Origin of the sequence: Kitasatospora sp. NPDC015120, assembly GCF_043080305.1 — a bacterium.
Classification (GTDB): domain Bacteria; phylum Actinomycetota; class Actinomycetes; order Streptomycetales; family Streptomycetaceae; genus Kitasatospora.
The window spans coordinates 6,182-32,701 of record NZ_JBIBVJ010000003.1 but is presented as its reverse complement, the minus strand read 5'-3'; the positions used below and the strand labels follow the sequence as shown (position 1 = coordinate 32,701).

The following is a 26,520-nucleotide window of genomic DNA, read 5'->3' as shown; positions in this document are numbered from 1 at the left end:
GCTGGGGGCGGGCGGACCGGTCAGCAGTGGCCGGCCGGCTCGGAGACCGCGCACTGGTTGCGGGCGAAGGCGTTGTCGGTGCCGGTGTCGCGGTCGGCGAGGTCGGCCGGGCCGTTGCCGAGCACGAGGTTGTCGGCGACGGTGTTGCGGGCGTTGGCCACGCCGACCACGCTGCGGACGAGCACGATGCCGCCGGAGAACGGCGAGGCGCCGACGTTGTCGCGGACCTCGTTCTCCGTCACGGCCGTCTCCTCGGCCCCGGTGAGGACGATGCCGGCGCCCTGGATGTGGTCCAGCCGGGGGTTGGGCGGGCAGTAGCGGTTGTTGGCGAGCACCTGGTTGCGGAAGACGGTGAGCGCGCCGGCCCGGGGCACGCCCTCGTCGCCGACGACGAAGATCCCGCCGCAGTTGCCGTGGATCCGGTTCTGCTCGATGCTCAGGTCGCGCAGCCGGCGCACGGTGACGCCGATCCGGTTGTCGGTGAGCAGGTTGCCGCTGACCCGGGTGCCGTCGGCGGAGAGGGCGCCGCCCTCGCTGTCCACGGTGTTGGCGAGGAAGACGCCGGACTGGCCGTTGCGGGCGGACTCGTTGGCGGTGATCACGCCCCGGGTGGACTTCTCCTGGCTGATGCCCTGCTGGCCGTTGTCGTGGACGTAGGTGGCGCGGACGGTCAGGCCGGTGGTGCCGGTGGCGTTGATGCCGTTCTTGCGGAAGCCGGTGACGGCGAGCGCCTCGACGGTGACGCCCTCCAGCGGGCGGTCGTCGGTGCCGGCCACGCAGAGGCCGTGCCCGGCGGCGGAGCAGGCGGCGGCCAGGTCGGCGGCGGTGGCGGGCGCGGCGGGCGCGGCGGCGGGGGGCGCGTCAGCGGCGGGGGGCGCCGCCGCGGCGGCGGCAGCGGGCGCGGCGGCGGTGGCCGGGTCCGCCGCCTCGGCGGGAAGGATCACGCTCTCCGGGCCGGCGCCGCGCAGGGTGAGGCCGGGTGTGGTGATCCGGAGGCTGCCCCGGTACTCACCGGGAAGCAGCTGCACCACGTCGCCCGGCCGGGCGGCGTCGAGGGCCTGCTGGATCGACCCTCCGGGGGGCACCACGTGCAGTTCCCCGGCGGCGTGCGCGGGCGCGGCGCCGACGGCGGTGAGGACGGTGGTCAGGGCGGTCGTGGCGGCGGCGGTGGCCGCGGCGAGGTGGTGGACCCGTCGCGTGGGCATGAGTGAGGACCTCTTTCTGGCACGCCGCCGCGTGGGAGCCCCGACGCGCTCGTGGGGGCCATCGGCACGGTGACGCAAGGTGAGCGGGGGATGACGGCCGGTGGGTGTCGGCCGAATCGACGCTAGGGGCACGCCGGTGCCCCCGCCACCAGGGTTGGGCTGCCGGACTGACGGGGCGTCGGGCCGGGCGTGTCCGGGGCCGGTGCGCGGCGGCGGCCCGGTGCGGACCGGCGGCCCGGCGGCCGGTGGCGGCCCGTCAGCCGGCGGGCGCCCCGGCCGGACCGGCGGGCGGGAGCCGGAGGAAGGCCCGGCGTGCCGTCCGCCCCGCTGCGCGTGCCATCCTCGGAGGCATGAGCACCACCGGCCCCGCCCCCGTGATCCCCGCCCCGGCCGCCGCCCCGGGCCCGCCGCCCCCGGCCGCCCGCCGCAACCCCGTCGGCGCCCATGTGCCGGTGGCGGCCCGGGGCCTGGCGGGAACCGGCCTGGCGTACGCCCGCCGGGTGGGCGCCGAGACGGTGCAGGTGTTCGTGGCGAACCCGCGCGGCTGGGCGACACCGGCCGGCAGTCCGGCGCAGGACGAGGAGTTCCGCACGGCCTGCGCCGAGCGGACGCTCCCCGCCTACGTCCACGCGCCGTACCTCATCAACTTCGGCTCGGACAACCCCGCCACCCGCGAGCGCTCGGCCGACTCGCTGCGCCACTCGCTGCTGCGCGGGCACGCGATCGGCGCACTGGGCGTGGTGCTGCACACGGGTTCGGCGGTCGGCGCGGCACCGGACGGCGGCTCGCGCCGGGCCGAGGCGATGGCACAGGTGCGGGCCGACGTCCGCCCCCTGCTGGACGAGCTGGACGCGCTCGGCGAGGACGCGCCGTGGCTGCTGCTGGAGCCGACCGCCGGCCAGGGCCGCTCGCTCTGCTCGCGGATGGAGGACCTCGCCGAGTACCTGGACGCGCTGGACGGCCACCCCAGGGTCGGGGTCTGCCTGGACACCTGCCACGCCTTCGCGGCCGGTCACGACCTGGCGGCGCCGGGCGGTGTCCGGGAGACGCTGGACGCGCTGGTGGAGGCCGCGGGCCCGGACCGGCTGCGGCTGATCCACGCCAACGACTCCGAGGACGCCCTCGGCGCGCGCAAGGACCGGCATGCCAACATCGGCGACGGCCTGATCGGCGCCGAGCCGTTCCGCGAGCTGTTCGAGCACCCGGCCACCGCCGGCGTCCCGCTGATCGTGGAGACCCCGGACCGCAAGCACGGCGGCGACGGCACCGGCCATGCCCGGGACATCGCCGCGCTCAAGGCGCTGCGGGCCCGCGCCGCCGCCCCGGCCGGCCGGGGGCTCCCCGGCTAGCGTCCTCCGGGCTGCCGGTGCCCGGCCCCGGTGGCAGGCTGGAACGAGTCATGCGCCCCGAGGACGGGGGTTCCCCGATGAGCCCGACCCGGAAGTTGGCCGAGCTGCCGTGCGGACGCCGCAGCAAGTGGGTGGTGCTGGCCCTGTGGCTGGTGCTGCTGGTGGTGGCGGGCCCACTGGCGGGCAAGCTCACCGACGCCGAGGACAACCAGGCCTCCAGCTGGCTTCCGGGCAACGCCGAGTCCACCCGGGTGCTGAACGAGCAGCGGGCGTTCCAGCCGGTGGACACCGCCCAGGCGGTGGTGGTCTACGTGCGGGACACCGGGATCACGCCCGCCGACCGGGCCGAGGCGGCCCGGGACGCCGCGGCCTTCGCCACCGCCCCGCACGTGCTCGGCCGGATCACCGGGCCGGTGGAGTCCGCGGACGGCCGTGCGTTGCAGACCATCGTGCCGGTCGACATCGGCACCGGCGGCTGGCAGGACCTGCGCCCGGCCGTGGACAGCCTGCGCGCCACCGCCGCCGCCGACAGCCTCGGCATGACCACCCATGTCACCGGCCCGGCCGGGATCGGCGCCGACCAGGCGGAGGCCTTCGCCGGGATCGACTCCACCCTGCTCGCGGCCACCGTCAGCGTGGTGATCGTCCTGCTGCTGCTCACCTACCGCAGCCCGGTGCTGTGGGCGCTGCCGCTGTTCTCGGCGGCCGGGGCGCTGGTCGTCGCGCAGGCGGTGATCTACCTGCTGGCCGACCACGCCGGGCTGACCGTCAACGCGCAGAGCGCCGGCATCCTCATCGTGCTGGTGCTCGGCGCGGGGACGGACTACGCGCTGCTGCTCACCGCCCGCTACCGGGAGGAGCTGCGCCGGCACGAGGACCGGCACGAGGCGATGGCCTTCGCCCTGCACCGGGCCGGGCCCGCGATCCTGGCGTCCTCCGCGACCGTGGTCGTCTCGATGCTCTGCCTGCTGGTCGCCGAGATGAACTCGACCAGCGGGCTCGGCCCGGTCTGCGCGATCGGCGTGCTGGTGGCGCTGGCCGCGATGCTGACCCTGCTGCCGGCCCTGCTGGTGATCGCCGGCCGCTGGGTGTTCTGGCCGGTGCGGCCGGCGTTCGGCACGCCGGAGCCGACGCGGACCGGGCGCTGGGCGCACGTCGGGGCGTGGATCGGGCGCCGTCCGCGCAAGGTCTGGACCGGCACCGCGCTGGCGCTGGCGGTCTGCTGCGTCGGGCTGGTCTCGCTGGACGCGACCGGTCTCAGCACGGCCGGGACCTTCACCGGCAGGCCGGACTCGGTGGTCGGCCAGGAGGTGCTGGCGGAGCACTTCCCGGCCGGCACCGGCGCGCCGCTGACGGTCGTCTCGGCGGCCGGCGAGGCCGGGGCGGTGCGCGCGGTGACGCAGCGGACGCCCGGGGTCGCGGGCACCACGGAGCCGGTGACCCACGAGGACCGGGCGATGTTCCAGGCGACGCTCACCGACCCGCCGGACAGCGGACCGGCCGAGGACACCGTGGACCGGCTGCGCACCGCCGTGCACGCGGTGCCGGGCGCCGACGCCGAGGTGGGCGGCTCGACGGCGGTGATCCTGGACGCGGGGCGGGCGGCGTCGGCCGACAACCGGACGATCATCCCGCTGGTGCTGGGCGTCGTCCTGGTGATCCTGGCGCTGCTGCTGCGCGCGGTCACCGCGCCGCTGGTGCTGATCGCCACCGTCGTGCTGTCCTACGCGGCGGCGCTCGGCATCAGCGCGTTCGTCTTCGCGCACGTCTTCCACTTCGAGGGCCAGGACAACGCCTTCCCGCTCTTCGTCTTCGTGTTCCTGGTCGCCCTCGGCATCGACTACAACATCTTCCTGATGACCCGGGTCCGCGAGGAGGCCGCCCGGCACGGCACCCGGCGCGGCGCGGTGGCCGGCCTGGCCGCCACCGGCGGCGTGATCACCTCGGCCGGCCTGATCCTCGCCAGCACCTTCGCCGTGCTCGGCACGCTGCCGATCGTCGGCTTCGCGGAGATCGGCTTCGCGGTGGCCCTCGGCGTCCTGCTGGACACCCTGGTGGTGCGGTCCGTCCTGGTCACGGCGCTGACCCTGGACCTGGACCACCGCATGTGGTGGCCGAGCAGGTTGTCCAGGCAAGTTCCTCCGCCCGAGGAGGAGTTGGCCAGACAGCTTTAAGTTACCAATGAGTTCATATGGTTATCGTTCGCCGTCTGGACGACCGTGGCCCGACGTCGCTTGACTGCGGGCATGCCAACTCCCTCCGTGCGCCTCGCCGCCGCCTGCGCGGCCGCCGCAGCACTGATCGCCCCGCTCGCCGCCGCGCCGGGCGCGTACGCCGCCCCCGCCGGGAACACCACCGTTCCGGCGCTCAAGGTGCTGACGTACAACGTCTTCCTGATGAGCAAGAACCTCTACCCCAACTGGGGCCAGGACTACCGGGCCAAGGCGATCCCGGCCGCCGCCGTCTTCCAGGGCCAGGACGTCGTGGTGCTCCAGGAGGCCTTCGACAACGCCGCCTCGGACGCGCTGGTCGCCCAGGCCTCGGCCGCGTACCCGTACCACACCCCCGTGGTCGGCCGCTCCACCAGCGGCTGGGACGCCACCTCCGGCGGCTACAGCTCCACCACCCCCGAGGACGGCGGCGTCACCCTGCTCAGCAAGTGGCCGATCCTGCGCAAGGAGCAGTACGTCTTCAAGGACGCCTGCGGCTCGGACTGGTTCTCGAACAAGGGCTTCGTCTACGCCGTGCTGAACGTCAACGGCCTGCGCACCCATGTGATCGGCACCCACCTGCAGTCCACCGACACCGGCTGCTCCGCGGGCCAGCCGGCGGCGGTCCGGGCCGCCCAGCTCAAGGCGATGAAGGCGTTCGTGGACGCCAAGAACATCCCGGCCGCCGAGCCGGTCGTGCTCGCCGGGGACCTCAACATCGACGCGCACGGCGGCGAGTACCCCGCGCTGCTGGCCAACGCGGGCGTGGCCCCGGCCACCAGCCGCGACGGCTGGGCGAACTCCTTCGACACCTCGGACAACTCGATCGCCGCCTACCGCTACCCGGGCGAGCCCAAGGAGGACCTCGACTACGTCCTCTACCGGGCCGACCACGCGCGCCCGGCGAACTACACCAACACGGTGGTCCGCTTCCACAGCGCGCCGTGGACGGTGAGCAGTTGGGGCACCAGCTACACCTACGCCGACCTGTCCGACCACTACCCGGTCACCGCGGGCTGACCCGGCCGGGCCGCCGGCCGCCCGGCCGGCGGCGGTTCACCGGGGTCAGCCGGCCCCGGTGAACCGGCGGTAGGCGGCGGCGAGCGCGGCGTCCGGCGGGCGGCCGCCGCGCGAGGTGAGGCCCGGGGGGCCCAACTCGTCCAGCGCGGTGGTCACTCCGCCCTCCGGCTCGTCGCCCTGGCCGGGCACCGAGCCCTGCCAGAAGACGTCGAGCAGTTCGGCGAGCGGGCGTTCGCCGAGATCGGCGGCGAGGTCGGGGGCGTCGAAGTCGGGGTCGGGGTCGGGGTCGGGGTCGGCGGAGGCTGCGTCGTCGAAGTCGGGGGCGTCGGAGGCGGGCACGGTTCACTCCCCCGTCACGTCGGCGGACAGCGTCAGCAGCTCGCGCAGCCGCTCGGCGGGCAGCTCGGCCAGCCACTGCTCGCCGTCACCCACCACCGCCTCGGCCAACGTCCGTTTGGCGTCCAGGAGTTCACCGATCCGCTCCTCGACGGTGCCAACGCAGACCAGCCGGCGCACCTGCACGGCGCGGCGCTGGCCGATCCGGTGCGCACGGTCGGTGGCCTGGTCCTCGACCGCCGGGTTCCACCAGCGGTCCAGGTGGATCACCTGGTTGGCGGCGGTCAGGTTGAGCCCGGTGCCGCCCGCCTTCAGCGACAGCAGGAACACCCGCGGCCCGTCCGGCGACTGGAACCGCGCAACCATCTCCTCCCGCCGCCCGCGCGGCACCGCGCCGTGCAGGTAGAGCACCTCCTCGCCCAAGGTCCGCCGCAGGTGGGGCCGGAGCATGGTGCCGAACTCCGCGTACTGGGTGAAGACCAGCACCCGGTCCCCCTCGGCGAGCGCCTCCGTCAGCAGCTCGACCAGCCGCTCCACCTTGCCCGAGCGCCCGGCCACCGCCGTGCCGTCGTGCAGGAGGTGGGCCGGGTGGTTGCAGACCTGCTTGAGCCGGCCGATCGCCGCCAGCACGGCGCCCTTGCGCTCGACGCCGCGCAGCCCGCCGAGGCGCTCCAACAGGTCGGCCACCACCGCCCGGTAGAGCCCGGCCTGCTCCGCCGTCAGCGTGCAGGACACGGTGAACTCCTGCTTGGCGGGCAGGTCCCGGACGATCAGCGGGTCGTCCTTGCGCCGGCGCAGCAGGAACGGGCCGGTGACCCGGCGCAGCCGGGCCGCCGCGTCCACGCTCCCGGTCTGCTCGACGGGGATCGCGAAGCGCTCCCGGAACGCCTCCGCGCTGCCGAACAGCCCGGGGTTGGCGAAGTCCAGGACGGCGTGCAGATCGGCCAGCCGGTTCTCCACCGGGGTGCCGGTGAGCGCGATCCGCGGGCCGGAGCGCAGCGAGCGCAGCGCCCGGGACTGCCGGGCCGAGCGGTTCTTGATGTGCTGGGCCTCGTCGGCGACGATCCGCCGCCAGCGGACGGCCCGCAGCTCGGCGGCGTCCCGCTGGACCAGGCCGTAGGTGGTGATGACCAGGTCGGCGGCCGCGTCGGGCGCGGTGCGGCCGGGCCCGTGGTGGACGTGCACCCGCAGGCCGGGCGCGAACCGGGCGGCCTCGCGCTGCCAGGTGCCGACCATCGACATCGGGCACACCAGCAGCACCGGCCCGCGCTCGCCGCGCTGCCGCTCCAGGGCGAGCAGGGCCAGGGTCTGCACGGTCTTGCCGAGGCCCATGTCGTCGGCGAGCACGGCGCCGAGGCCCAGCCGTCCGAGGGCGTCCAGCCAGGCCAACCCGCGTCGCTGGTAGGGGCGGAGGGTGCCGGTGAAGGTCGCGGGCAGCTGCGGGACGCGCTCGGCGCTCCCGGTCCGGCCGGCCAGCAGGTCGCCGACCGGGCCGGTGGCGTGCACGGCGGTGACCGGCAGGCCGTCCACCACGGCGCCGTCCTCCACGGCCAGCCGCAGCAGCTCGACCGGCTCCATGGTGCCGGTGCCGTGCTCGGCCAGGAACCTCACGGCGGCGGCCAGTTGGGCCTGGTCGACCTCGACCCAGCGGCCGCGCAGCCGGACCAGCCCCTGCTGGGCGGCGGCGAGGTCGGCGAGCTCCTGCTCGGTGAGCGGGGACTCCCCGAGGGCGAGGCGCCACTCGAAGGCCAGCACGGCGTCCCGGTCGACCTGCGCGGTGCGCGCCACCGCGGACGGGTCGCCGGCCGGGGTGCCCGCCGTCAGCACCAGGCCGAGCCGGGGGCGGCGCTGCCACCAGGCGGGCAGCAGGACCCCGAAACCGGCGCGGGCCAGTGCGGGCGCGCCCTCGCGCAGGAAGCGCAGGGCGTCCTCCCGGTCGAGCCGGGCCTCGGTGGGGAAGGCGCCCGGGAGCCGTGGGCGCAGCCCCGGGTCGACCCGGACGGCGCGGGCCAGTTCGGCCTGGTAGGCCTCGGCCGGGTCGCCCGCCCCGGCGGGCAGGGCGCGGACCAGGGCCCGGTACCCCGGGTCGGCGGCGGCGCCCGGCCGCAGGGCGGCGGCGGGGACCACCAGGGAGGGGCGGTCGGCGGCGCGCACCAGCAGGTCGAGCCGCCAGGTGTCGGCGCGCACCCCGCCGTCGGGGGCGTCCGGGTCGGGGCCGAGCGGTTCGGTGAGGCGGAAGTCGAGCCGCAGCGGCGCGTCGTCCGGGCGGACGGCCTGCCAGGCGGCGAGCCGCTCGGGGAGGGCGGCGGGCGGGGCCTCGGCGAGCCGGCCGTCGGGGCGGTGCAGGGCGGCGAGGAAGGGGTCGGCGGGCGGGTCGAGGTCCGCGAGGGCGGCCCGGGCCTCCTGGTCGACGAGGGTGTCGAGCAAGGCGGTGAACAGCGCGGCGGCCGAGGGCGGCGAGGGCTTCGGCCCGGGTGCGGCCGGGGGCTGCGCGGCCCGGGGCTGGGCGGCCGGCGAGGGCGGGGCGGCGGGGTGTTCGGCGCGGCAGACCGGCGGGCAGCCGGCGATCAGCGCGGCCGCCTCCCGGCGGGCCGGGGCGTCCGGGGCGGGCCGCCAGCGGGCGTACCACCGCCCCGTCTCCTCGGTCAGTGCAGGCAGCAGCCGTCCGCGCCCGACCAGCCGCCAGGCGAGGTCGTGCACGGCGGACAGCCAGCGCACCGAGGCGCCGTACGCCAGCTCGGTCTCGGTGCCGTCGGACCGCCGGACGGTGGCGCCCGGCCAGTGCGGGTCGTGCAGCGCGCCGAGCAGCTGGGCGGTCTGCGCGGGGTCGAAGAGCAGCGCGGGCACCCGGCACGGCGCGAGCGCCACCGGGCGCGGCACGGCGCCCGCCGGCAGGTCCGGGGAGGGCGTCGGCCGCCCGCCGAGGGTCGGCAGCAGCAGCCCGGTCCACCGCTCGGCGGCCTGCTCGGCCAGCCAGCCCAGTCCCGGCCCGACCTCCCCCAGCAGCCGCGCCACCTCACCGGCCGGGCAGGCGAACGGGTGCGCCGTGTCACCGCGCCCGCCCGGAGCGGGCGCCTCCCCGCGGTACACCGCCGCGTCCTCCGCCCAGACGGCGAGCCGGCCGTCGGCGCGCCAGAGCGCGTGCAGGGCGTACATCGGCGGGCGGCACCTCTCCGGGGCGGAAACGGAACGGGCTTCCCACCCTAGTCCGCGCCACCGACAGCGCGGCCCGCCGCCGGGAGGACGGCGGGCCGCGCGGTCACCGGGACCTCGGTCACCGGGGGGCGGTCACTTGGGGGTGATCTCGCCCATCTCCCCCCAGCCGTCCATGCCGGGGATCTCGATCGAGACGATCTGCGGCTTGGCGGCCACCGCGTACGACATGTCCTCCATCGCCTTCACGAAGTGCGCGGACTCCACATGCGCCTTGCCCGCCTCGCCGTCCCGGAAGGCCTCGACCAGGACGAACTCGTGGGGGTTGTCCACGCTGCGGGACCACTCGAAGAAGAGGTTGCCGGGCTCGTCGCGGGTGGCCCGGGTGAAGTCGTCGACGAGGCCGAGCCATTCGTCGGCGCGCTCCGGACGGACCGCGAACTTGACGGTGATGAAGATCATGGGACTTCCTTTCGTTCCACGCCCGCCCGCGGCCGTCCGGGAAGCGACGGCCCTCCAACGGGCGCAGGAGCCATTCTCCCAGGTCGGAGCGGGGGCCGGGGCCCGCGGTGGCCCACCGGGACGGCGCACCCGGCGGACCCGTACCCGGATGGATCATCTGGCGTGCGGGGCAAGGGATTTGCCCCTACGGTGCGGTGCGAGGGGGCTTCCTGAACGAGAGGTGTCAACTGTCATGGCGGGAAAGTTCGAGCTGTACATCGATGAGAGCGGCCTGCACCGGTTCCGGCTCAAGGCGAGCAACGGATCGATCGTGGTGACCGGCGACCCGCAGGAGAACCGGGACGACTGCCTGAAGAGCATCGAGTCGATCCGCAAGCTCGCCCCCTACGCGGAGCTGAAGGAGGCGGCCGCCGGGTCGCCGTCCTGAGGGCTCCGGCGGCGCTGCCGAACGGGTTCGGCAGCGCCCGGGACCGCGTGGGACGCGGGTCGGCGGGACAATTCGCCGACCCGCGTTCGTTTGTACGACAGATCCCTTTGGCCGCGTGCACGCCGGACGCGGACAGAACTCAGGCATGCGTGTCGTCATCGTCACCGAATCCTTTCCCCCCGAGGTCAACGGCGTCGCTCACAGCGTGCTGCGGACCGCCGAGCACCTGCTCCGCCGGGGGCACCAGCCGCTCGTCGTCACGCCGGCGCCCGCGCGCGGCGCCCAGAGTCCCTCGCACACCTTCGGCGCCGGCGGCGTGCCGCAGGAGCTGCCGGTCGTGCACGTCCCCTCCGTCCCGCTGCCCGGCTACCCGCAGGTCCGGATCGCGCTGCCCAGCCGGCAGCTGGCCGCCGCGGTCCGGGGGCACTGGCCCGACCTCGTCCACCTGGCCAGCCCGTTCGTGCTCGGCGCGCGCGGCGCCCAGGTCGCCGCCCGGCTCGGGGTGCCGGTGGTCGCCGTCTACCAGACCGACCTCGCCGGCTACGCGCACGCCTACCGGGCCGGGCGCGGGCTCGGCGAGGCGGCCGCCTGGCACCGGATCCGCACCGTCCACGGCCTCGCCGCCCGCACGCTCGCGCCGTCCACCCCCGCCGCCCAGGACCTCACCGCCCACGGGGTCGCCCGGGTCCAGCTGTGGCCGCGCGGCGTGGACTCCGTCCGCTTCCACCCCCGCCACCGCGACGAGGCGCTGCACCGGGCGCTCGCCCCCGGCGGCGAGGTGCTGGTCGGGTACGTCGGGCGGCTCGCGCCGGAGAAGCGGGTCGACCTGCTCGCCGAGACCTCGGCGCTGCCCGGGGTGCGGGTGGTGGTCGTCGGCGACGGGCCCTCCGCCCCCGGGCTGAAGGCCGCCATGCCCGGCGCCGTCTTCCTCGGCCGGCGCACCGGCGAGGAACTCGCCCGATGTTTCGCCACCCTGGACGTCTTCGTGCACACCGGGCCGCTGGAGACGTTCTGCCAGACCATCCAGGAGGCGATGGCCAGCGGGGTCGCGGTGGTCGGCCCGGCCGCCGGCGGTCCGCTCGACCTGGTTGCGCACCACCGCACCGGCCTGCTCGTCCCGCCCCGGGACGGCGCGGCGGTGGCCCGGGCGGTGACCGCCCTCGCCGGGGACGCGGAGCTGCGGGCCGGGTACGGGCGCGCCGGGCGGGCGGAGGTGACCGCCCGCACCTGGGAGGCGGTCGGGGACCTGCTGCTGCGGCACTACGCCGAGGTGCTCGCGGAGCACCGCGGGATGGTGGCCTCCGGCACCGGGCCGGCGGCTCCGGCCCCCGCCGGCGGGACCGGCCGGCCGGCCGCCCCGCTGACGGAGGAACTGTCCGCATGACCGCCGGCTCGCTGCGGATCGTCCGGGTGGCCAACTTCGTCACCCCCGTCTCCGGCGGACTGCGCACCGCGCTGCGCCACCTCGGCGCGGGCTACCGGGCCGCCGGACACACCCCCGTGCTCGTCGTGCCCGGGGAGCGGCGCACCGTCGAGGAGGGCGAACAGGGGCTGGTCGTCACGCTGCCGGGCCCGGTGCTCCCCCGCAGCGGCGGGTACCGGCTGCTCACCGACCGCCGGGCGGTGGCCGCCGAGCTCGAACGGCTCGCCCCCGACCGCCTGGAGGTCTCCGACCGCACCACGCTGCGCTGGACCGGTGCCTGGGCCCGGCGGCACGGGGTGCGGTCGGCGATGGTGTCGCACGAGAGCGCCGTCGGCCTGCTGCGGACGTGGGGCGTCCCCGGACCGGCCGCCGACGCCGCCGCCGACCGGCTCAACGGCCGGACCGCGCGGTCGTACGACACGGTGATCTGCACGACCGAGTGGGCCGCCGCCGAGTTCCGGCGGCTGGGCGTGCGCAACCTCGCGCGCGCCCCGCTCGGCGTGGACCTCGCCGCCTTGCGCCCGCCCACCGCCGCCGACCGCGCGGCGGAGCGGGCCCGGTACGCCGCCCCCGAGCAGGTGCTGCTGGTGCTCTGCTCGCGGCTCTCCGCCGAGAAGCGCCCCGCGCTCGCCCTCGACGCCCTGGCCGCGCTGCGCTCCGCCGGGGTGAACGCGGTGCTGGCGGTGGCCGGCACCGGACCGCTGCGCCCGCGCCTCGCCGCCCGGGCCGCGCGGGAGCGGCTGCCGGTGCACCTGCTCGGCCACCTGGCCGGACGGGACGCCGTCGCCCGGCTGCTGGGCTGCGCGGACGCGGTGCTGGCGCCGGGGCCGGTGGAGACCTTCGGGCTGGCGGCGCTGGAGGCGCTCGCCTGCGGCACCCCGGTCGCCGTCCACCGGGGCTCCGCCCTGCCCGAGCTGGTCGGCACGGCGGGTGTGGCCGCTGCGCCGAGCGGCGCGGGCTTCGCGGAGGCGGTGCGAGAGCTGCTCGCACGCCCCGAGGCGGCCCGGCGCGCCGCCGCCCGCGCCCAGGCCGAACGGTACGGCTGGCCCGCGGCCGTGGCGGCCTTCCTCGCCGCCCACGGCGTGGCGCCCGTCACCGCGGCGCCCTCCACCGCGGCTCCGGGGAAGGGGAGGGAGGCCCGGTGAACACCGTCACCGCAGTGGACGGAGGGGGCGGCACCGTCCCGGCTGCCGCGAGCGGCACGACCCGCGGGGACGGGCGGCGGACCGGCGAGCCGGTGCGGTTCGTGGCCCTCGGCGACTCGCTCACCGAGGGCATCGGCGACCCGATCGCCGACGGCTGGCGCGGCTGGGCGGCCCTGCTCGCCCGCTCCCTGGCCCCGCCGCAGGCCGGGGTCGAGTTCACCAACCTCGCCCGCAGCGGCGCGCTCACCACCGATCTGACGACGGAGCAGCTGCCGGCGGCGATCGCCCTGCGCCCGCAGTTCGCCGCCGTGGTGGCCGGCGGCAACGACACCCTGCGGTCCGGCTTCGACGTCGGCCGCACCACCACCGCCCTGGACACCGTCCTCGGCCGGCTCACCGGCAGCGGCGCGGTGGTCCTCACCGCCTGCCTGCCCGACCCGGGCGCCCTGCTGCGCCTGCCCCGCCCGCTCGCCCGGCCGCTGGCGCGGCGGATGCGGGCGGTGAACACCGTGGTGCACGCGCTCTCCGCCCGCCACCGGGCCGTCCACCTGCACATCGCCGACCTGCCCTGGACGGCGCAGCGCCGGCTGCTCAGCGTCGACCGCCTCCACCCGAGCGCCGAGGGCCACCACCTGATCGCCCGCGGCTTCCACCAGCTCCTCGCCACCGCCGGCCGCCCGCTCGGCCCGGCCCCCGCGCCGGAACCCGCCGACCCCCCGCCCGGCACCCTCTCCGACGTCTGGTGGATGGCCACCAAGGGCACCCGCTGGATCGCCGACCGCAGCACCGACCTGCTCCCCGGCCTGGTCGCCCTCGCCGCCGCCGAGGGCTTCGCCCGCCTCCGCGGCACCACCGACCACCACGACCGCCACATGACCCACGCCACCACCACCGCCCTCTCCACCCTCCCGCCCCACCCCACCCCCTGACCCCCCCACCGCTGCCGGAGCAGAAAGTCACCCCCGCCGACTTCCCACTCCCCCCTCAACCAGCCGACCGCAGCACCCAGTGCAGAAACGTTTTCCCACCGCGGGAAGCCAGCTGGTGCGGCAGGATGAGTGCATGACCGGGAGTGAAGCGGATCTGCTGGCGTTGTTGCGCGAGCTCGACGATCCGGCGTGGCTGGAACGGCCGCGGGACTACGACCGTGGCGAGATCGCAGCCCGATTCAGCACTCTGGTGGCCCGGCTCGAAGGCGGCTTCGCAACTCGCTGCACGGCCGAACCGGACACCCAGGACTCCAGCGAGTACGGACGCGTCACCGTGCCCGGGGAGGCTACGGTGCGCGGGACCCGGCTCGTCGTCTGCGTGAGCAAATTCGGCTCACTCGCTCTGGTCTGCGCAGACAATCCGGGCGCCTTCCTCGGAACCGACGACGCCCAGGCCGAGGGTGAACTGGACGGCGCGGACCTTGCGAAGGTCAACCGGGCGTTGACCGAGCTCGGCTTTGTGGTGGTCCCCGAGGAACTGCTGGAGAACGACTACGACGGGCCAAGCCGGCTGCCCTCGTATGTTCAACGGTCCAGCTGGTGGAACCGTTTCTTCGGCTACTTCTGACGATCACCCCGACAGGCTCAGGCCGGTACTGCAACATCTTGCGCTTGACCAGCGACCAGACGCCCTCCTGCGGGTTGAGGCCCGGGGCGTAGGTCGGCAGCTGGAACACGGTGAGCCAGCCGGCGTCCGCTCCGAGACACGCAACGCGGCAGCGATCTCCCGATTCTTCTCGCCAGCCTCGAAGCCGGCCACAGCCCGGCGCAGGACCCGCTCTCGCCCGGCCCTCTCGGTGTCGGTCAAGCCGCCGCCCTGCGGATACCTCACCCCACCAGGACTACCGAAGCCACCCACACGCCGTCCGGAGAACAGCCCGACCTCACCCGTTCAAGTTCAGTAGCTACTGGAACAGGAAGTCGGCCACACCGACTTCCCACTCCCGCCCAACCAGCCGACCGGGGCACCAAATGCAGAAACGTTTCCCCCACCACAGGAAGCCAGCTTCAGCGGCCACCTTCCCATGGCCCCGGGAGTGAGAAGTCGGCCACACCGACTTCCCACTCCCACCCAACCCCCAAAAGGGGGCGCAGCACGCGAAGAGCACGGCCAGAGAGGTGGTGGATCCCATCCAACTGCGGGAACAGGAAGTCGGCGTACTCGACCTCCCACTCCCACCCAACTCACCGACCCCGGCACCCAGATACAGAAACGTTTCCCCTACCGCCCGGAGAACCGATCGCGGCGACCGCCCTCACACGGCCACTGGAATGGAAGGTCGGCCACACCGACTTCCCACTCCAGTTCAACCGGCGAAGGGGGTGGGACGGCCGGGGGGATGGCGGATTCGGGGTGGCTGCGGGAGTGGGAAGTCGGCCGCGTCGACTTTCTGCTCCGGGGCGGGACGGGTGGCGTGCCGGCCGTCCACACTGGCACCATGCAGAACATGGAGCACACGACGCGACCTGAGAACGGCCTGGTCGGTCGCCGGGTGACGGGGGTGCACGGGGGCGACAGGCTCGACCTCGTGCTCGACGGGCCGGTGACCGTCCGGGTGACGCAGGAGTTCCGCCTCACCGGAGCGACCGGGGTCGGGATCTTCTACCCGGCGCTGACCTTCCGGCCCACCCGACCACTGCTCGGTCTGGTCGGCCGGACGGTCTCCTCCGCCCGGGTCACCCCGGCCGGAGGGCTGGAGCTCGTCTTCGCCGGGGAGGGCGGCGGGACGCTGTCCGTCCCGCCGCACGCCCTGCTGGCGCCGTGGCGCGTCGTCACGCCCGACGGCACGCTCTGCGCGGGGCTCCCCGGCGGCGAGGTCGTCCGGTACTAGGGACCGGACCCGTCAGACCTCCAGGTCGGCCTCGATCCTGGTGAGCTGGTGGCGGGCCATCGCCAGGTTGGCCCGCCCCTTGTCCAGCGCCAGGTAGAGGAACAGGCCCTTGCCGCTGCGGCTGGTGAGCGGGCGGATCAGGTGGTACTGGCTGCTGAGAGTGATGAGGATGTCCTCGATCCCGTCGGTGAGGCCCAGCATGTCCATGGTGCGCATCTTCGCGCGGACCACGTCGGTGTTCCCGGCGGCGGCCACATTGAGGTCCAGGCCGCCGGGGCCGTCGAGGGTCGCCAGCGCCATGCCGCTGTTGTAGTCGACCAGGGCCGCGCCGATGGCGCCCTCGATGGTGGTCATGGCCTGCTTCAGCGCGCCTGCGGCGTCGGTCATCTCGGTGTCTCCGGTTCGTCGGTGAGTGAGTGGAGTGAGTGGATGGGGCAGGTGGGACGGCGGGGGCCGTCAGAGCTCCCGGGCGTCCTTGGGCAGCAGCGCGTCGTTCAGGAGCGCGGCGATCCGCCGGGCGGAGCGGCGGGCCTCCAGGTGCAGACGGCCGACGTTCGCCTCCGGGTGGGCCAGCAGGGTGAGCACGCAGCTGCCGCCGGCCGTGTAGATGGCGACGTAGCCGTGCTCGCCGCGCACCAGCGACTCCCGGAACTCGCCCTGGCCGGTGCTGTCGGCGAGCCGCTGCGCCAGGCCGAGCGAGGCGGCGGTCATCGCCGCCAGGCCCGAGGGCTCGGTCCCGTGGGTGTCGTGGGCGACCAGCAGGCCGTCCACGCTCGCCACCAGACCGCCCGCGAGGTGCGGCATCCGGTGCCGGAGGGCACGGAGTTCGGCCAGCAGCTCGGTCTCCAAGGCGATCAGTTGTCTCCTTCCGACACGCTGCTTGAGCGCCCGCCTCATGACCGTGAGGGCGGGGTCGCGGGCGGAGCGTGGTTCAAAGTCGGGCCTCCAGAAGGGTTCGGACCCGGACCAGCAGCGCGATGTCCGGATCGGTGGCGGTGGGCGGGGCGGCGCCGGACTCCGGTCCGCGCCGCTCGCGGGTGAGGGCGGCGAGCGCTGCGCCGGGCACCCGCCGGTGCAGCCCGCCGGGGCCGCGCGGCGCCGGCACCCCGCCGCCCGTGCCCGGCAGCGTCCCCGCCGAGCACCCGGCGCCGGGTCCCGCACCGGTGACCGGACCGATGTCCACACCGGTGTCCACACCGGTGTCCACACCGGTCAGCAGGCCGTCGGCGGCGAGCCGGCGGACGTCCGCCGTGGTCGCGAACGCGGAGCGGCCGAGCAGCCTGGCCAGCTCCGCCGGGGTTCTCCGGCCGTCCGCGTGGTCGAGCAGCTCGCACTGCCGACGGGTCGGCGGCCGCAGCCGGCGGGCGTGGCGTGCGGGGGTGGCGACGGTCGGCGGGGCTGCTGCGACGGCCCGGCACAGCGGCGCGGTGTCGAACTGCGCCGAGGGAAGGATCCGGTCCAGCAGGCGCCGCCGCCGTTCGGCCTCCCGGCGCAGCCGGTGGGCGCCGACTGCGGCCACCGGGCCGAGCCAGTGCCGCACGCCCGGCGCGAAGGTCCACGAGGCCGGGGCCGCAGCGGAGTTGGCGGGAACGTCGAGCAGGAAGCAGGCGGCGTCGTAGAGCGCGCCGAGGTGGCAGAGTTCCAGCTCGCCCCGGGTCAGCCGGCCCTGCTCGACCAGCCCCTCGCCGACCCGCCCGTGCGGGCCGAACCGCCGGACGGCGTCCTGCCAGGCCTCCTGACTGAGCCGGCCGCAGGCGGTGAGCAGGGTGGCGAGGTCGGGCGCCCGGTCGGACTCGGCGTGGGCGACCAGACCGTCGACGAGGTAGACGGTGCCGCCCGGCCCGCGCAGCGCACCGGTGGCGCGTTCGCCGGCGAGCCGTTCGACGGCCGCGCCCGGGGTCCAAGCGTCCTCCCCCGGTGGCCGGAACCCGACGCCGGTGCGCGCCGTTTCCGCGCCGTGGCGAGCCGGCCCGGGGTTCGCGTCGGAGTTCGTCATCCGAGCACCAGTTCCTCGGCTATCGACTGGAGACGGAACCGGGCGACGGCGAGGTTGCCCTCGGCGCGGTCGAGCCAGAGGTGCAGCACGAGCCGGCTGTCGAAGACGGTGTCGATGAAGCACAGCAGGTGGTAACTCCGGCCGGCGGTCAGGATGATGTCCTGCAGCGGCGCCGCGCGGTCCTCCGCCCCGGTGAAGGTCACGCCCTCAACGGCCGCCCGCACCAGGTCGGTTGCCTCCGCGGCCGTGGTGTCGTGGTCGCCGCTCGGACTGACTCCGACGCTGCCCAGCGCGAGCCCGCTGCTCCAGTCGATCAGACTGGCGGAGCGGGCCCCGGCGATCGCCATCGCCCGGGACAGGCACTCGTCGATACCCGGCACTCGGGCTCCTTCGGAGGGTTCGGGGAGGAAACGGCGCGGCGGGCCGTGATCGCCGGCCACCGGCCGGACTGCCACGACCCGTGGCGGGTTCGACACGGAAGGCTACTGATGGAATCCATGCAACGAACATTCCGATGGCATATTCACACCACAAAAAGGGGTTTTCAGCCATTCTTTGACGCCTCATCAGGTTCGCCCGGACGGCATCACCGCTGACCGCACACCCGTGCGCGACACGAACGCACGATCCACCTGGGGCGCCACCTTGGCCGGTTGTCGGCCGCTCCGGCGCGTTCCGGCCCGCGCATGCGATAGAACCGGTGGGTCCCGGAGCCACCGCGGACCGGCCCGCAGAGGGACCGGGAGAACGCCCCGGAGAACGCCCCGGGAACGACGAAGCGGCCGCCCCCCCGCAGGGGAACGGCCGCTTCCGGTGGAGCGCCAGGCCCGGGTCGCACGGACTCTCCCTACTGAAAGTAGGGCGTGCTCTGGTAGCACCGCTGACGCCTGGTCGAACCGGTCCCGGTCCCCGCTTCGCGGAGATCGTTCCCTGTCGACGAGATGAACACTAGCAGGCCATCACGCCTGGTCAGAAATCGGATCCCCGGCCGCCGTACCCGGCCCGCGACCGGCGGGCAGCAGCGCGGCGTAGCCGGCGACCAGCGCCGCGAGCCCGGTCTCGAAGGCCTGGTCGGCCCGGCGCCGCCCGGCCGGGACGGCGGCCAGCGCGTCGGCCAGCCGCGGCGTGGCGGCCCGGTCGACGGCGTCGACCATGACGGCGGGCGCGACGAGGTCCAGCGCCGAGCCGAGGATGAAGCTCTCCAGGGCGGTGATCATGCCCATCACGTCCTCCGCCGCGAAGCCCGCCGCCTCCAGGGTGGCCACCGCCCGCTCGTAGAGCTCGTGCATGAACGGTTCGGCGAGCGGCGCGGTGGCCAGCAGCCGGATGATGCCGGGGTGTTCGGCGAAGGCCTCGCGGTAGGCGCGGGCCCAGCCGCGCAGCGCCTCGTCCCACGGCCGGTCCCAGAGCGAGCGCTCACCGATGACCCGGACGAGTTCGGCGCGCATCAGGGCGACGATCTCGGCGCGGCCGCTGACGTGGTGGTAGAGCGCGGACGGGCTGACCTTGAGCGCCCCGGCGAGGGCGGGGATGGTGAGGTCGCCGGCCTCGTCGACCAGCCGCAGCGCGGTGTGCACGATGCGCTGCCGGTCCAGCAGGGGTGTGCGCGGCCTGGCCATGGGGGTTCCCGTCCCTCTCCGCGAGCGCGGTGTCGGTGTCGCCGCGGGGCGCGGCACTACGATCATCGCGCAAGATCATCGTGATGAAAACGTAATCGAATGACTTTCAGTAAAACCCTTCCGCGCTCCACACCGCCGCGCCTACGGTTACCGAATCCCATTCAGTTAACCAGGTCACACCAGACCGCACCGGGAGAGGACGCACCCGCATGCGTGCCGACACGATCTTCACCGGAGGCCGGATCCACACCGGCGACCCGGCCCGCCCCGTCACCGACGCCCTCGCCGTCACCGCCGGACGGATCACCGCCCTCGGCGCGACGGCGCACGCCCTGCGCGACGAGCGGACCGAGACCGTCGACCTGGCCGGCGGCGCCCTGCTGCCGTCCTGGGGCGACGGCCACGTCCACCCGCTGATCGGCGGGCTCGGCCTGCGCGGCGTCCCGGTCCGGGACTGCACCAGCCTGGCCGAGGTGGTCGAGGCCGTCCGGGTCTGGGCCGAGCAGCACCCCGAGGCCGAGTGGATCACCGGCGACGCCTTCGACCCGTGGCTCGCCGAGGGCGGCCTGTTCGACGCCGCGCTGCTCGACGCGGTCGTCCCCGACCGGCCGGTGCTGCTGCGCACCATGGACCACCACACCGGCTGGGCCAACAGCGAGGCGCTGCGCCGGGCCGGCTACACCGCCGCGACGCCCGAGCCGTCCCACGGCGAGATCGTCCGCCGGGCCGACGGCAGCCCGCTCGGCACCCTGCGCGAGTTCGGCGCGCTCAACCCCGTGCTCGCCCTCGTCCCGCTGCCCGCCCTCGACGAGCAGGCCGACGCGCTGCACGGGACGGCCCGCATGCTCGCCTCGGCCGGGGTCACCTGGGTCCAGGACGCCTGGGTGGAACCCGCCCAGGTCGACACCTGGCTCGCCGCCGTCGCCGACGGCCGGGAACTCGCCGTCCGGGCCAACCTCGCGCTGCTGCTCGAACCCGACGACTGGCGCGGTCAGCTCCCCCGGCTGGCCGCCGACCGGGAGCGGGTCGACGCCGCCGGACGCGGCCAGGTCACCGCGCGGGCGGTCAAGTTCTTCGCCGACGGCGTCCTGGAGTCCGGCACCGCCGCGCTGCTGGAGCCCTACAGCGACTGCCCGCACTCGCACGGGGCCGCCAACTGGACCGGCGCGGAGCTGGCCGACGCCGTCACCGCCGTCGACGCGCTCGGCTTCCAGCCGCACATCCACGCCATCGGCGACCACGGCGTGCGGATCGCCCTGGACGCGATCGAGGCCGCCGCGCGCCGCAACGGACCGCGCGCCCGCCGCCCGGTGATCGCCCACGTCCAGCTGGTGGACCCGGCCGACCTGCCGCGCTTCGCGGAACTCGGCGTGATCGCCAACTTCGAACCGCTCTGGGCGCAGCCGGACCCGCTGATGACCGAGCTGACCCTGCCCCGGATCGGCCCCGAGCGCGGCGCCCGGCAGTACCAGATCGCCGCCCTGCTGCGCGACGGCGCACGGGTCTCGTTCGGCAGCGACTGGCCGGTCACCCGCTACGAGCCGCTGGCCGGGCTGGCCACCGCCGTCACCCGGCAGACGTCCGAGGGGCTGCCGGAGGGCGGTTGGCTGCCGCAGGAGCGGATCGGGCTCGACGAGGCGCTCGCCGCCTACTCGGCGGGCGTGGCGCACCAGGCGTTCGAGGAGGACGCCTGGGGCGTGCTGCGGATCGGTCTGCGGGCGGACCTGGTGCACCTGGCCGCCGACCCGTACGCGGTCCCGGCGGGCGAGCTGGCCGGGGTCGCCGTCCTGGGCACCTGGCTGGGCGGGCGCCGCACGCACTGAGCCGCGCCGTCAGCAACGCTGCGCGCCCCCATCGACGGCGCTGCGCCCCGGGCGCGCGCCAAGGCCGTTCGCGCCCCCACCCGGGCGGCCTCCTCTACCCTCGACCGCACGACCACCAGGAGAGCTCCCCCCATGCACCTGCCCTCCGACACGACCACCGCGACCGCGGCGACCGCCGCCGCGGCCACGCCCCCGGCCCCGGGGCTGGAACGCGGTGTCCTCGGCACCGGCGACATCGTCTTCTTCGTCGTGGCCGCCGCCGCACCGCTCACCGTGATGGCCGGGGTCGCGCCCTTCGCCATCGCCTTCGGCGGCATCGGCGCCCCGGCCGCCTACCTGGCCACCGGCCTCGTCCTGGCCCTGTTCGCCGTCGGCTTCACCACCATGGCCGCGCACGTCCGCAACGCCGGCGCGTTCTACGCCTACGTCACCCGGGGCCTCGGCCGGCCCGCCGGGCTCGGCGCCGCCCTGCTCGCGGTGCTGTCGTACAACGCCATCCAGATCGGCATGTTCGGCGCCTTCGGCTACTTCGCCCAGGAGACCGCCGCCGACCTGCTCGGCCTGGACCTGCCCTGGCCGGTCTGGGCGCTGATCGGAGTCGCGGCGGTCTGGTTCCTCGGCTACCGCTCGATCAACCTCGGCGCCAAGGTGCTCGGCGCGCTGCTGATCGCCGAGACCGGCATCCTGCTGGTGCTCGCCGTCGCGATCCTGGCCAGGGGCGGGGCGCACGGCCTCTCGCTCGCCTCGTTCTCCCCCGCCCGCATGACCACCGGCGGCATGGGCGGCGTGCTCGGCCTGTCCTTCGCCGCGTTCGTCGGCTTCGAGGCCACCGCGATCTACCGCGAGGAGGCGCGCGCCCCGCACCGCACGGTGCCCCGGGCGACGTACGCGGCGATCGCCTTCCTCGGGCTGTTCTACACCTTCATCACCTGGACGATCGTGCAGGCCTTCGGCGACTCCGGGGCCGTGGACGCCGCGACCGCCGACCCGGCCGGGATGTTCTTCACCGCGATGACGGACTACGTCGGCGGCTGGGCCACGGACCTGCAGCGCGTCCTGATCGTCACCAGCCTGCTGGCCGCGCTGCTCGCCTTCCACAACACCATCACCCGCTACGGCCACGCGCTGGCCACCGAGGGCGCCGCACCGGCCGCACTCGGCCGGATCCACCCCCGGCACCGCTCGCCCTGGATCGGCGGGATCGCCCAGAGCCTGCTGGCGGCGGGCGGCGTGGCGGTGGCGGCGCTGATCGGCGCGGACCCGTACAACCAGTTCTTCCTCTGGGTGAACTCCCCCGGGGTGGTGGGCATCCTGCTGCTCCAGGCGCTGGCCGGGCTCGCGGTCTACGCGTTCTTCCGGCGCGAGCGGGCGGCCGCGGCGAGCGCGGGCCGGCTGCGCACGGTGGTCGCCCCGCTGCTGTCCACGGCGCTGCTGTGCGGTGCGACCGGGCTGGTGGTCTGGCGCCTCGACCTGTTCACGGCGGCCGGGCCGGAGGTCAACTGGCCGCTGGTCTCGGTGGTTCCGGTGGTGTTCCTGACCGGGGTCGGCCTCGCCCTGCGGCTGCGCTCGCGCCGCCCGGAGGTGTACGCCCGGCTCGGCACCAGCGACATCGAGGAGACCGTCGACGTCACGGCCGGCGGGACCGCCGAGGGGGTGCCCGCTGCCCGCTGAGCCCCCACGCCGCCGACCGCGGGCCCGTTCGTACGGGCCCGCGGTCGGCGTACGCTCGAAGTGCGGTGCCCACGCCGGTGCCCACGCCGGTGCCCACGTCGGCACCCACGCGCGCCCACGCCCCGCACCGGATCGCCGGGCGTCCCGGCGCCGCGCCCGGGCCGGCCCTCGGCCCGCACGCCCCCTGTTGTCCCCGGCCCCTCTCCCGTTCGAAGCGTCCTGCGGAGCATGCGGAACCATGTTCGGACACCTGTTCGATTCTCGGCGTAGGCTGGAGCCATGAGCAGCACCCCCGCCCTCCCTCTCCAGCCGTCGCTGTTCGACGACCCCGGCCCGGCCGGACCCGTGCTGGGCCCGCTGACCGGCCTGCGCCGTGAGGTCCTGGGCTCGGGCGCCTGGGTCGACGTGCTGCCCGGCTGGCTGCACGGGGCGGACGGGCTGTTCGAACAACTGGCCGCCGAGGTGCCCTGGCGGGCCGAACGGCGCGAGATGTACGAACGCACCGTGGACGTCCCCCGGCTGCTCGCCTCCTACGGGGAGCACGACACGCCCCCGCACCCGGTGCTCGGCGCCGCCCGCACGACGCTGAGCGACCACTACGCGCCCGAACTGGGCGAGCCGTTCAGCACCCTCGGGCTCTGCTACTACCGCGACGGCCGGGACAGCGTGGCCTGGCACGGCGACCGCATCGGCCGCGGCGCGCGCGAGGACACCATGGTCGCGATCCTCTCCGTGGGCGAACCCCGGTCCCTGCTGCTGCGCCCCCGGGGCGGCGGCGGGCCCGTGCTGCGGCACCGGCTCGGGCACGGGGACCTGCTGGTGATGGGCGGCTCCTGCCAGCGCACCTGGGAGCACGCGGTGCCGAAGACGGCCCGGCCGACGGGCCCCCGGATCAGCATCCAGTTCCGGCCGCTCGGCGTCTCCTGAGACCGCCGGCGGACCGCACCCCGGCCGACACCGGCGGACGGACGGACGAGGAGGGCCCGGCATGCCGAAGGCCGGCAGGTACCACGAGGGCGTCCCCTGCTGGGTCGAGCTCGGCACGGTGGATCCCGGACGGGCCAGGCGCTTCTACGGCGGGCTGTTCGCCTGGGAGTTCGTCGAGCTGCCCGGCTGGACCGTCGCCACGCTGCGCGGCGCCCAGGTCGCGGGCCTCGCCCCCGGGCCGCCGGGAGCCGGGGCGTGCTGGACGACGTACCTGGCGGTGGCCGATGCCGCGCGGACGGCCGCCAGGGTCCGCGAGGCCGGCGGGCGGGTCCTGCGGGAACCCTACGAGGTGGCGCCCGAACAGGGCTGGGCGGCGCTCGCCGCGGACCCGGCCGGTGCGGTGTTCGGCCTGCGGCAGGGGCTGCTCTGGCAGGGCGCCGGACTCGTCGACGAGCCGGCCGCGTTCAGCTGGAGCGAGCAGCACTCCCCCGACCCCGACACCGCCCGGGCGTTCTACCGGCGGGTGTTCGGCTACGAGTACGGCCCCGAGAGCGGCGGTGCCACCCCGTTCCGGGTCGACGGCCGGCCCGCCGGCGGGATCGCCCGGCGGGCCGAAGCGGGCTGGTCGGTCCAGTTCGGCGCCGCCGACGCCGACCTCGCGGTGGAGCTGGTCCGCGAACTCGGCGGAACCGTCCTGTCCGGCCCCGAACCCACCCCCTACGGCCGTCGCGCCGTGGTCCGCGACGACGCCGGCGCGGCGTTCACCCTGATCGGCCTGCCGTCGGCGCAGGAGCCCCTGGCCGCCTGACCCGCGGCCGTCGGTCACCCGGAGGAACGACCGTCCGGGGCGAAATCCACTGCCCGGCCGCCACGCAGCCGGACACGCGTGCCGAGACGGCGGGCGAGGCCCGCCGTCTCGGTGATCTGCGCGAGTCGCCCGTCGGCTCGCTCCCGGTCCATGGACCCCACCTCCACGGCCCCGGACGCTGTACCCGTCGCAGCCCCTCCATCGCGGGGATTCCCGTCAAGGCCCGCGTCTCAGTCCTTGACCGCGCCCGCCAGCCCGGAGACCAGCTTGCGCTGCACCGCGATGAAGAAGATCAGCACCGGCACGGTCATCAGCGTGGAGGCCGCCATGATGCCGCCCCAGTCGTTCTCGTCCGGCTTGAAGAACACCAGCAGCGCCGAGGGGAGGGTCTGGTTGTCGGTCGCGCTGATGATGAAGGTCTTGGCGAAGACGAAGTCGTTCCACGCCGCGATGAAGGAGAACACGCTGGTCGCGGCGAGCCCGGGGGCGACCAGCGGCAGCAGGATCGTCCACAGGATCCGGGCCCGGCTCGCGCCGTCGATCTGCGCGGCCTCCTCGATCGACACCGGCACGGCGGCGACGAAGCCCCGCATCATCCAGATCCCGAAGGGCAGTGAGAACGCCAGCTGGACCAGGATCAGCGACGCCAGGGTGTTGAGCCCGATGCCCGGCGCGAACCGGCCCGCGTCGCGGAACATGAAGAACAGCGGGATGGTCAGCGCCTCGACCGGGATCATCTGGGCGATCAGGAACATCACCATGATGGTGGTGCGGAAGCGGAACCTGAACCTGGTCACCGCGACCGCCGCGAGGAAGACCACCAGCGCGGAGAGCACCACCACCGACAGCGCGATCACCAGGCTGTTGACGAAGTACCGGCCGAAGCCGTCCACGCTGAGCACCTGGCGGAAGCTCTCCAGCGTCGGGTGCGCCGTCCACGGGCGCGGATTGAGCGACTGCACCTCGCCCTTCGGCTTGAAGGCCGAGAGCACCATCCAGAAGATCGGGAAGGCGGTGACGACGGCCACCAGGAGCGCGGTGGTGTTGGCGCCCAGGCGCCAGCGGCTACGGGCGTTCACAGTTCGTTCCCCGTCCTGCGCAGCGAGCGGATGTAGAGGACGGTCGGGATCACCAGGATCAGCAGCATGATCACACCGATGGCCGCACCGAGCCCGTACTGGGAGGAGGCGAAGGCCTTCTGGTAGGCATAGACGTTGAGCACCAGGTTCTGGCCGGCGATGCCGCCGCCCTCGGTCATCACGTAGATCTGGGTGAAGACCTTGAAGTCCCAGATGACCGACTGGATGACCACGATGGTCAGGATCGGCCGGAGCATCGGGGCGGTGATCCGGCGGAAGGTGGTCCAGGTGCCGGCCCCGTCCAGCGCCGCCGCCTCCATGACCTCGGTCGGGATCGCCTTGATGCCCGCGTACAGCGTCACCATGACGAACGGGAAGGAGTGCCAGACCACGACGGCGCCGACGATGAGGAAGGCCGTCCACTTGTCGTAGAACCAGTTGTACTCGTGGAAGCCGTCCAGGCCGATGCCCACCAGGGTCTTGTTGACCAGGCCCAGGTTGGTGTCGAACAGGAAGCTCCACACCGTCGAGCCGGTCATCGCCGGCGCCGCCCAGGCCGCCATCGCGGCGGTGGTCAGCACCAGCCGGGGCACCCGGCCCACCCTGGTCAGCAGCACCGCGAGGGTCGCGCCGACGGCCAGGGTGGCGACCACGCAGAACGCGGCGAAGCCGATCGTCTGCAGCAGCACCGACCAGAACTGCCCGTCGCTCAGGATCTTCTGGTAGTTGCCGAAGCCGACGAAGCTGGTCGGCACGCCGCCGGAGGCCTGGGCCTGGCCGAAGTCCAGCACGGACAGCAGGCCGAGCTGGTAGATCGGGTAGGCGACCAGCGGGATCATGATGACCGCCGCCGGCAGCAGGAGCAGCAGCGGGGGTCGGCGTGGGGGGGGCGGGGGGGGGGGCCGGGCCCCCCCCCCCCCCCCCCCCCCCGGGGGGGGGGGGGCCCCCCGGGGGGGGGGGGGGGGGGGGGGCCCCGGGGGGGGGGGGGGGGGGCGCCCCCGCGGGGGGGGGGGGGCGCGCCCCCGCCGGGCCCGCCACCTTCAAGC

At 75.1% G+C, this 26,520-nt stretch carries 24 protein-coding genes; 13 read left to right on the top strand and 11 right to left on the bottom strand.

Translation table 11 applies throughout. From position 1 onward, the window contains the following. Window positions 1-20: 20 nt before the first annotated feature. A complete protein-coding gene (locus tag ACF1AK_RS08965) occupies window positions 21-1,205 on the bottom strand; it encodes a right-handed parallel beta-helix repeat-containing protein (protein WP_391498079.1) in 1,185 nt (394 codons plus the stop codon). Between the two features lie 350 nt (window positions 1,206-1,555). Between ACF1AK_RS08965 and ACF1AK_RS08960 the strand changes: the two genes are divergently transcribed. From ACF1AK_RS08960 to sph, 3 genes are all read left to right on the top strand, one after another. Beyond that, window positions 1,556-2,554 (top strand): deoxyribonuclease IV, encoded by a 999-nt coding sequence (locus tag ACF1AK_RS08960; protein ID WP_391498078.1) that lies wholly within the window; start codon window positions 1,556-1,558, stop codon window positions 2,552-2,554. A 77-nt stretch (window positions 2,555-2,631) separates the two neighbouring features. After that, the gene (locus ACF1AK_RS08955; protein WP_391498077.1) at window positions 2,632-4,728 is read left to right on the top strand and encodes an MMPL family transporter; all 2,097 of its coding nucleotides are present in this window, start codon (window positions 2,632-2,634) and stop codon (window positions 4,726-4,728) included. Between the two features lie 72 nt (window positions 4,729-4,800). Then, window positions 4,801-5,784, top strand: coding sequence for a sphingomyelin phosphodiesterase (sph, locus tag ACF1AK_RS08950; protein WP_391498076.1), 984 nt, complete (start codon window positions 4,801-4,803; stop codon window positions 5,782-5,784). 45 nt (window positions 5,785-5,829) lie between these two features. Here the strand turns inward: sph and ACF1AK_RS08945 are convergent, their stop codons facing one another. The 3 genes from ACF1AK_RS08945 to ACF1AK_RS08935 form a co-directional block, all read right to left on the bottom strand. Continuing rightward, window positions 5,830-6,123, bottom strand: a complete 294-nt coding sequence (locus ACF1AK_RS08945; protein WP_391498075.1) for a hypothetical protein — start codon at window positions 6,121-6,123, stop codon at window positions 5,830-5,832. 3 nt (window positions 6,124-6,126) lie between these two features. Then, window positions 6,127-9,276: a DEAD/DEAH box helicase gene (locus ACF1AK_RS08940; RefSeq protein ID WP_391498074.1), complete on the bottom strand. Its 3,150-nt coding sequence runs from the start codon at window positions 9,274-9,276 to the stop codon at window positions 6,127-6,129. Between the two features lie 132 nt (window positions 9,277-9,408). Then, window positions 9,409-9,735, bottom strand: a complete 327-nt coding sequence (locus tag ACF1AK_RS08935) for a putative quinol monooxygenase (protein WP_391498073.1) — start codon at window positions 9,733-9,735, stop codon at window positions 9,409-9,411. A 232-nt stretch (window positions 9,736-9,967) separates the two neighbouring features. Between ACF1AK_RS08935 and ACF1AK_RS08930 the strand changes: the two genes are divergently transcribed. The 6 genes from ACF1AK_RS08930 to ACF1AK_RS08905 all read left to right on the top strand — a co-directional run bounded on the left by ACF1AK_RS08930 (window position 9,968) and on the right by ACF1AK_RS08905 (window position 15,551). Further along, window positions 9,968-10,162: a YegP family protein gene (locus ACF1AK_RS08930; protein ID WP_391498072.1), complete on the top strand. Its 195-nt coding sequence runs from the start codon at window positions 9,968-9,970 to the stop codon at window positions 10,160-10,162. A gap of 145 nt (window positions 10,163-10,307) precedes the next feature. After that, window positions 10,308-11,546 (top strand): glycosyltransferase family 4 protein, encoded by a 1,239-nt coding sequence (locus tag ACF1AK_RS08925; protein ID WP_391498071.1) that lies wholly within the window; start codon window positions 10,308-10,310, stop codon window positions 11,544-11,546. After that, window positions 11,543-12,730, top strand: coding sequence for a glycosyltransferase (locus ACF1AK_RS08920; protein ID WP_391498070.1), 1,188 nt, complete (start codon window positions 11,543-11,545; stop codon window positions 12,728-12,730). The genes ACF1AK_RS08925 and ACF1AK_RS08920 overlap by 4 nt, the downstream gene beginning before the upstream one ends. Next, on the top strand, window positions 12,727-13,659 hold the full coding sequence (locus ACF1AK_RS08915; protein WP_391498069.1) for an SGNH/GDSL hydrolase family protein: 933 nt from the start codon (window positions 12,727-12,729) through the stop codon (window positions 13,657-13,659). Before ACF1AK_RS08920 ends, ACF1AK_RS08915 begins: the two co-directional genes overlap by 4 nt. 133 nt (window positions 13,660-13,792) lie before the next feature. After that, window positions 13,793-14,287 carry a hypothetical protein gene (locus ACF1AK_RS08910; protein ID WP_391498068.1) on the top strand — a complete coding sequence of 165 codons (495 nt, stop codon included), beginning with the start codon at window positions 13,793-13,795 and terminating at the stop codon, window positions 14,285-14,287. A gap of 880 nt (window positions 14,288-15,167) precedes the next feature. Beyond that, entirely contained in the window at window positions 15,168-15,551 is a 384-nt protein-coding gene (locus tag ACF1AK_RS08905) for a DUF6188 family protein (protein WP_391498067.1), read from the top strand. Window positions 15,552-15,563: 12 nt separating this feature from the next. Here the strand turns inward: ACF1AK_RS08905 and ACF1AK_RS08900 are convergent, their stop codons facing one another. The 5 genes from ACF1AK_RS08900 to ACF1AK_RS08880 all read right to left on the bottom strand — a co-directional run bounded on the left by ACF1AK_RS08900 (window position 15,564) and on the right by ACF1AK_RS08880 (window position 19,166). Continuing rightward, window positions 15,564-15,938, bottom strand: coding sequence for a hypothetical protein (locus tag ACF1AK_RS08900; protein WP_391498066.1), 375 nt, complete (start codon window positions 15,936-15,938; stop codon window positions 15,564-15,566). A gap of 69 nt (window positions 15,939-16,007) precedes the next feature. After that, the gene (locus ACF1AK_RS08895; protein WP_391498065.1) at window positions 16,008-16,400 is read right to left on the bottom strand and encodes a roadblock/LC7 domain-containing protein; all 393 of its coding nucleotides are present in this window, start codon (window positions 16,398-16,400) and stop codon (window positions 16,008-16,010) included. Window positions 16,401-16,482: 82 nt separating this feature from the next. After that, on the bottom strand, window positions 16,483-17,547 hold the full coding sequence (locus ACF1AK_RS08890; RefSeq protein ID WP_391498064.1) for a hypothetical protein: 1,065 nt from the start codon (window positions 17,545-17,547) through the stop codon (window positions 16,483-16,485). After that, window positions 17,544-17,927, bottom strand: coding sequence for a hypothetical protein (locus tag ACF1AK_RS08885; RefSeq protein ID WP_391498063.1), 384 nt, complete (start codon window positions 17,925-17,927; stop codon window positions 17,544-17,546). Before ACF1AK_RS08885 ends, ACF1AK_RS08890 begins: the two co-directional genes overlap by 4 nt. 579 nt (window positions 17,928-18,506) lie before the next feature. Continuing rightward, on the bottom strand, window positions 18,507-19,166 hold the full coding sequence (locus ACF1AK_RS08880) for a TetR/AcrR family transcriptional regulator (protein ID WP_391498062.1): 660 nt from the start codon (window positions 19,164-19,166) through the stop codon (window positions 18,507-18,509). A 209-nt stretch (window positions 19,167-19,375) separates the two neighbouring features. On the opposite strand from ACF1AK_RS08880, the gene ACF1AK_RS08875 reads away from it, so the two are divergent. The 4 genes from ACF1AK_RS08875 (at window position 19,376) to ACF1AK_RS08860 (ending at window position 24,395) form a co-directional block, all read left to right on the top strand. Further along, window positions 19,376-20,989 carry an amidohydrolase gene (locus ACF1AK_RS08875; RefSeq protein ID WP_391498061.1) on the top strand — a complete coding sequence of 538 codons (1,614 nt, stop codon included), beginning with the start codon at window positions 19,376-19,378 and terminating at the stop codon, window positions 20,987-20,989. Between the two features lie 132 nt (window positions 20,990-21,121). Beyond that, window positions 21,122-22,660, top strand: a complete 1,539-nt coding sequence (locus ACF1AK_RS08870) for an APC family permease (RefSeq protein ID WP_391498060.1) — start codon at window positions 21,122-21,124, stop codon at window positions 22,658-22,660. A gap of 279 nt (window positions 22,661-22,939) precedes the next feature. Then, window positions 22,940-23,587 carry an alpha-ketoglutarate-dependent dioxygenase AlkB gene (locus ACF1AK_RS08865; RefSeq protein ID WP_391498059.1) on the top strand — a complete coding sequence of 216 codons (648 nt, stop codon included), beginning with the start codon at window positions 22,940-22,942 and terminating at the stop codon, window positions 23,585-23,587. Between the two features lie 61 nt (window positions 23,588-23,648). Continuing rightward, window positions 23,649-24,395 (top strand): VOC family protein, encoded by a 747-nt coding sequence (locus ACF1AK_RS08860; RefSeq protein WP_391498058.1) that lies wholly within the window; start codon window positions 23,649-23,651, stop codon window positions 24,393-24,395. A gap of 230 nt (window positions 24,396-24,625) precedes the next feature. Here the strand turns inward: ACF1AK_RS08860 and ACF1AK_RS08855 are convergent, their stop codons facing one another. Both ACF1AK_RS08855 and ACF1AK_RS08850 read right to left on the bottom strand, forming a co-directional pair. Then, window positions 24,626-25,474: a carbohydrate ABC transporter permease gene (locus ACF1AK_RS08855; RefSeq protein WP_391498057.1), complete on the bottom strand. Its 849-nt coding sequence runs from the start codon at window positions 25,472-25,474 to the stop codon at window positions 24,626-24,628. After that, window positions 25,471-26,313 carry a carbohydrate ABC transporter permease gene (locus ACF1AK_RS08850; protein ID WP_391498056.1) on the bottom strand — a complete coding sequence of 281 codons (843 nt, stop codon included), beginning with the start codon at window positions 26,311-26,313 and terminating at the stop codon, window positions 25,471-25,473. The genes ACF1AK_RS08855 and ACF1AK_RS08850 overlap by 4 nt, the downstream gene beginning before the upstream one ends. Between the last annotated feature and the right edge of the window lie 207 nt (window positions 26,314-26,520).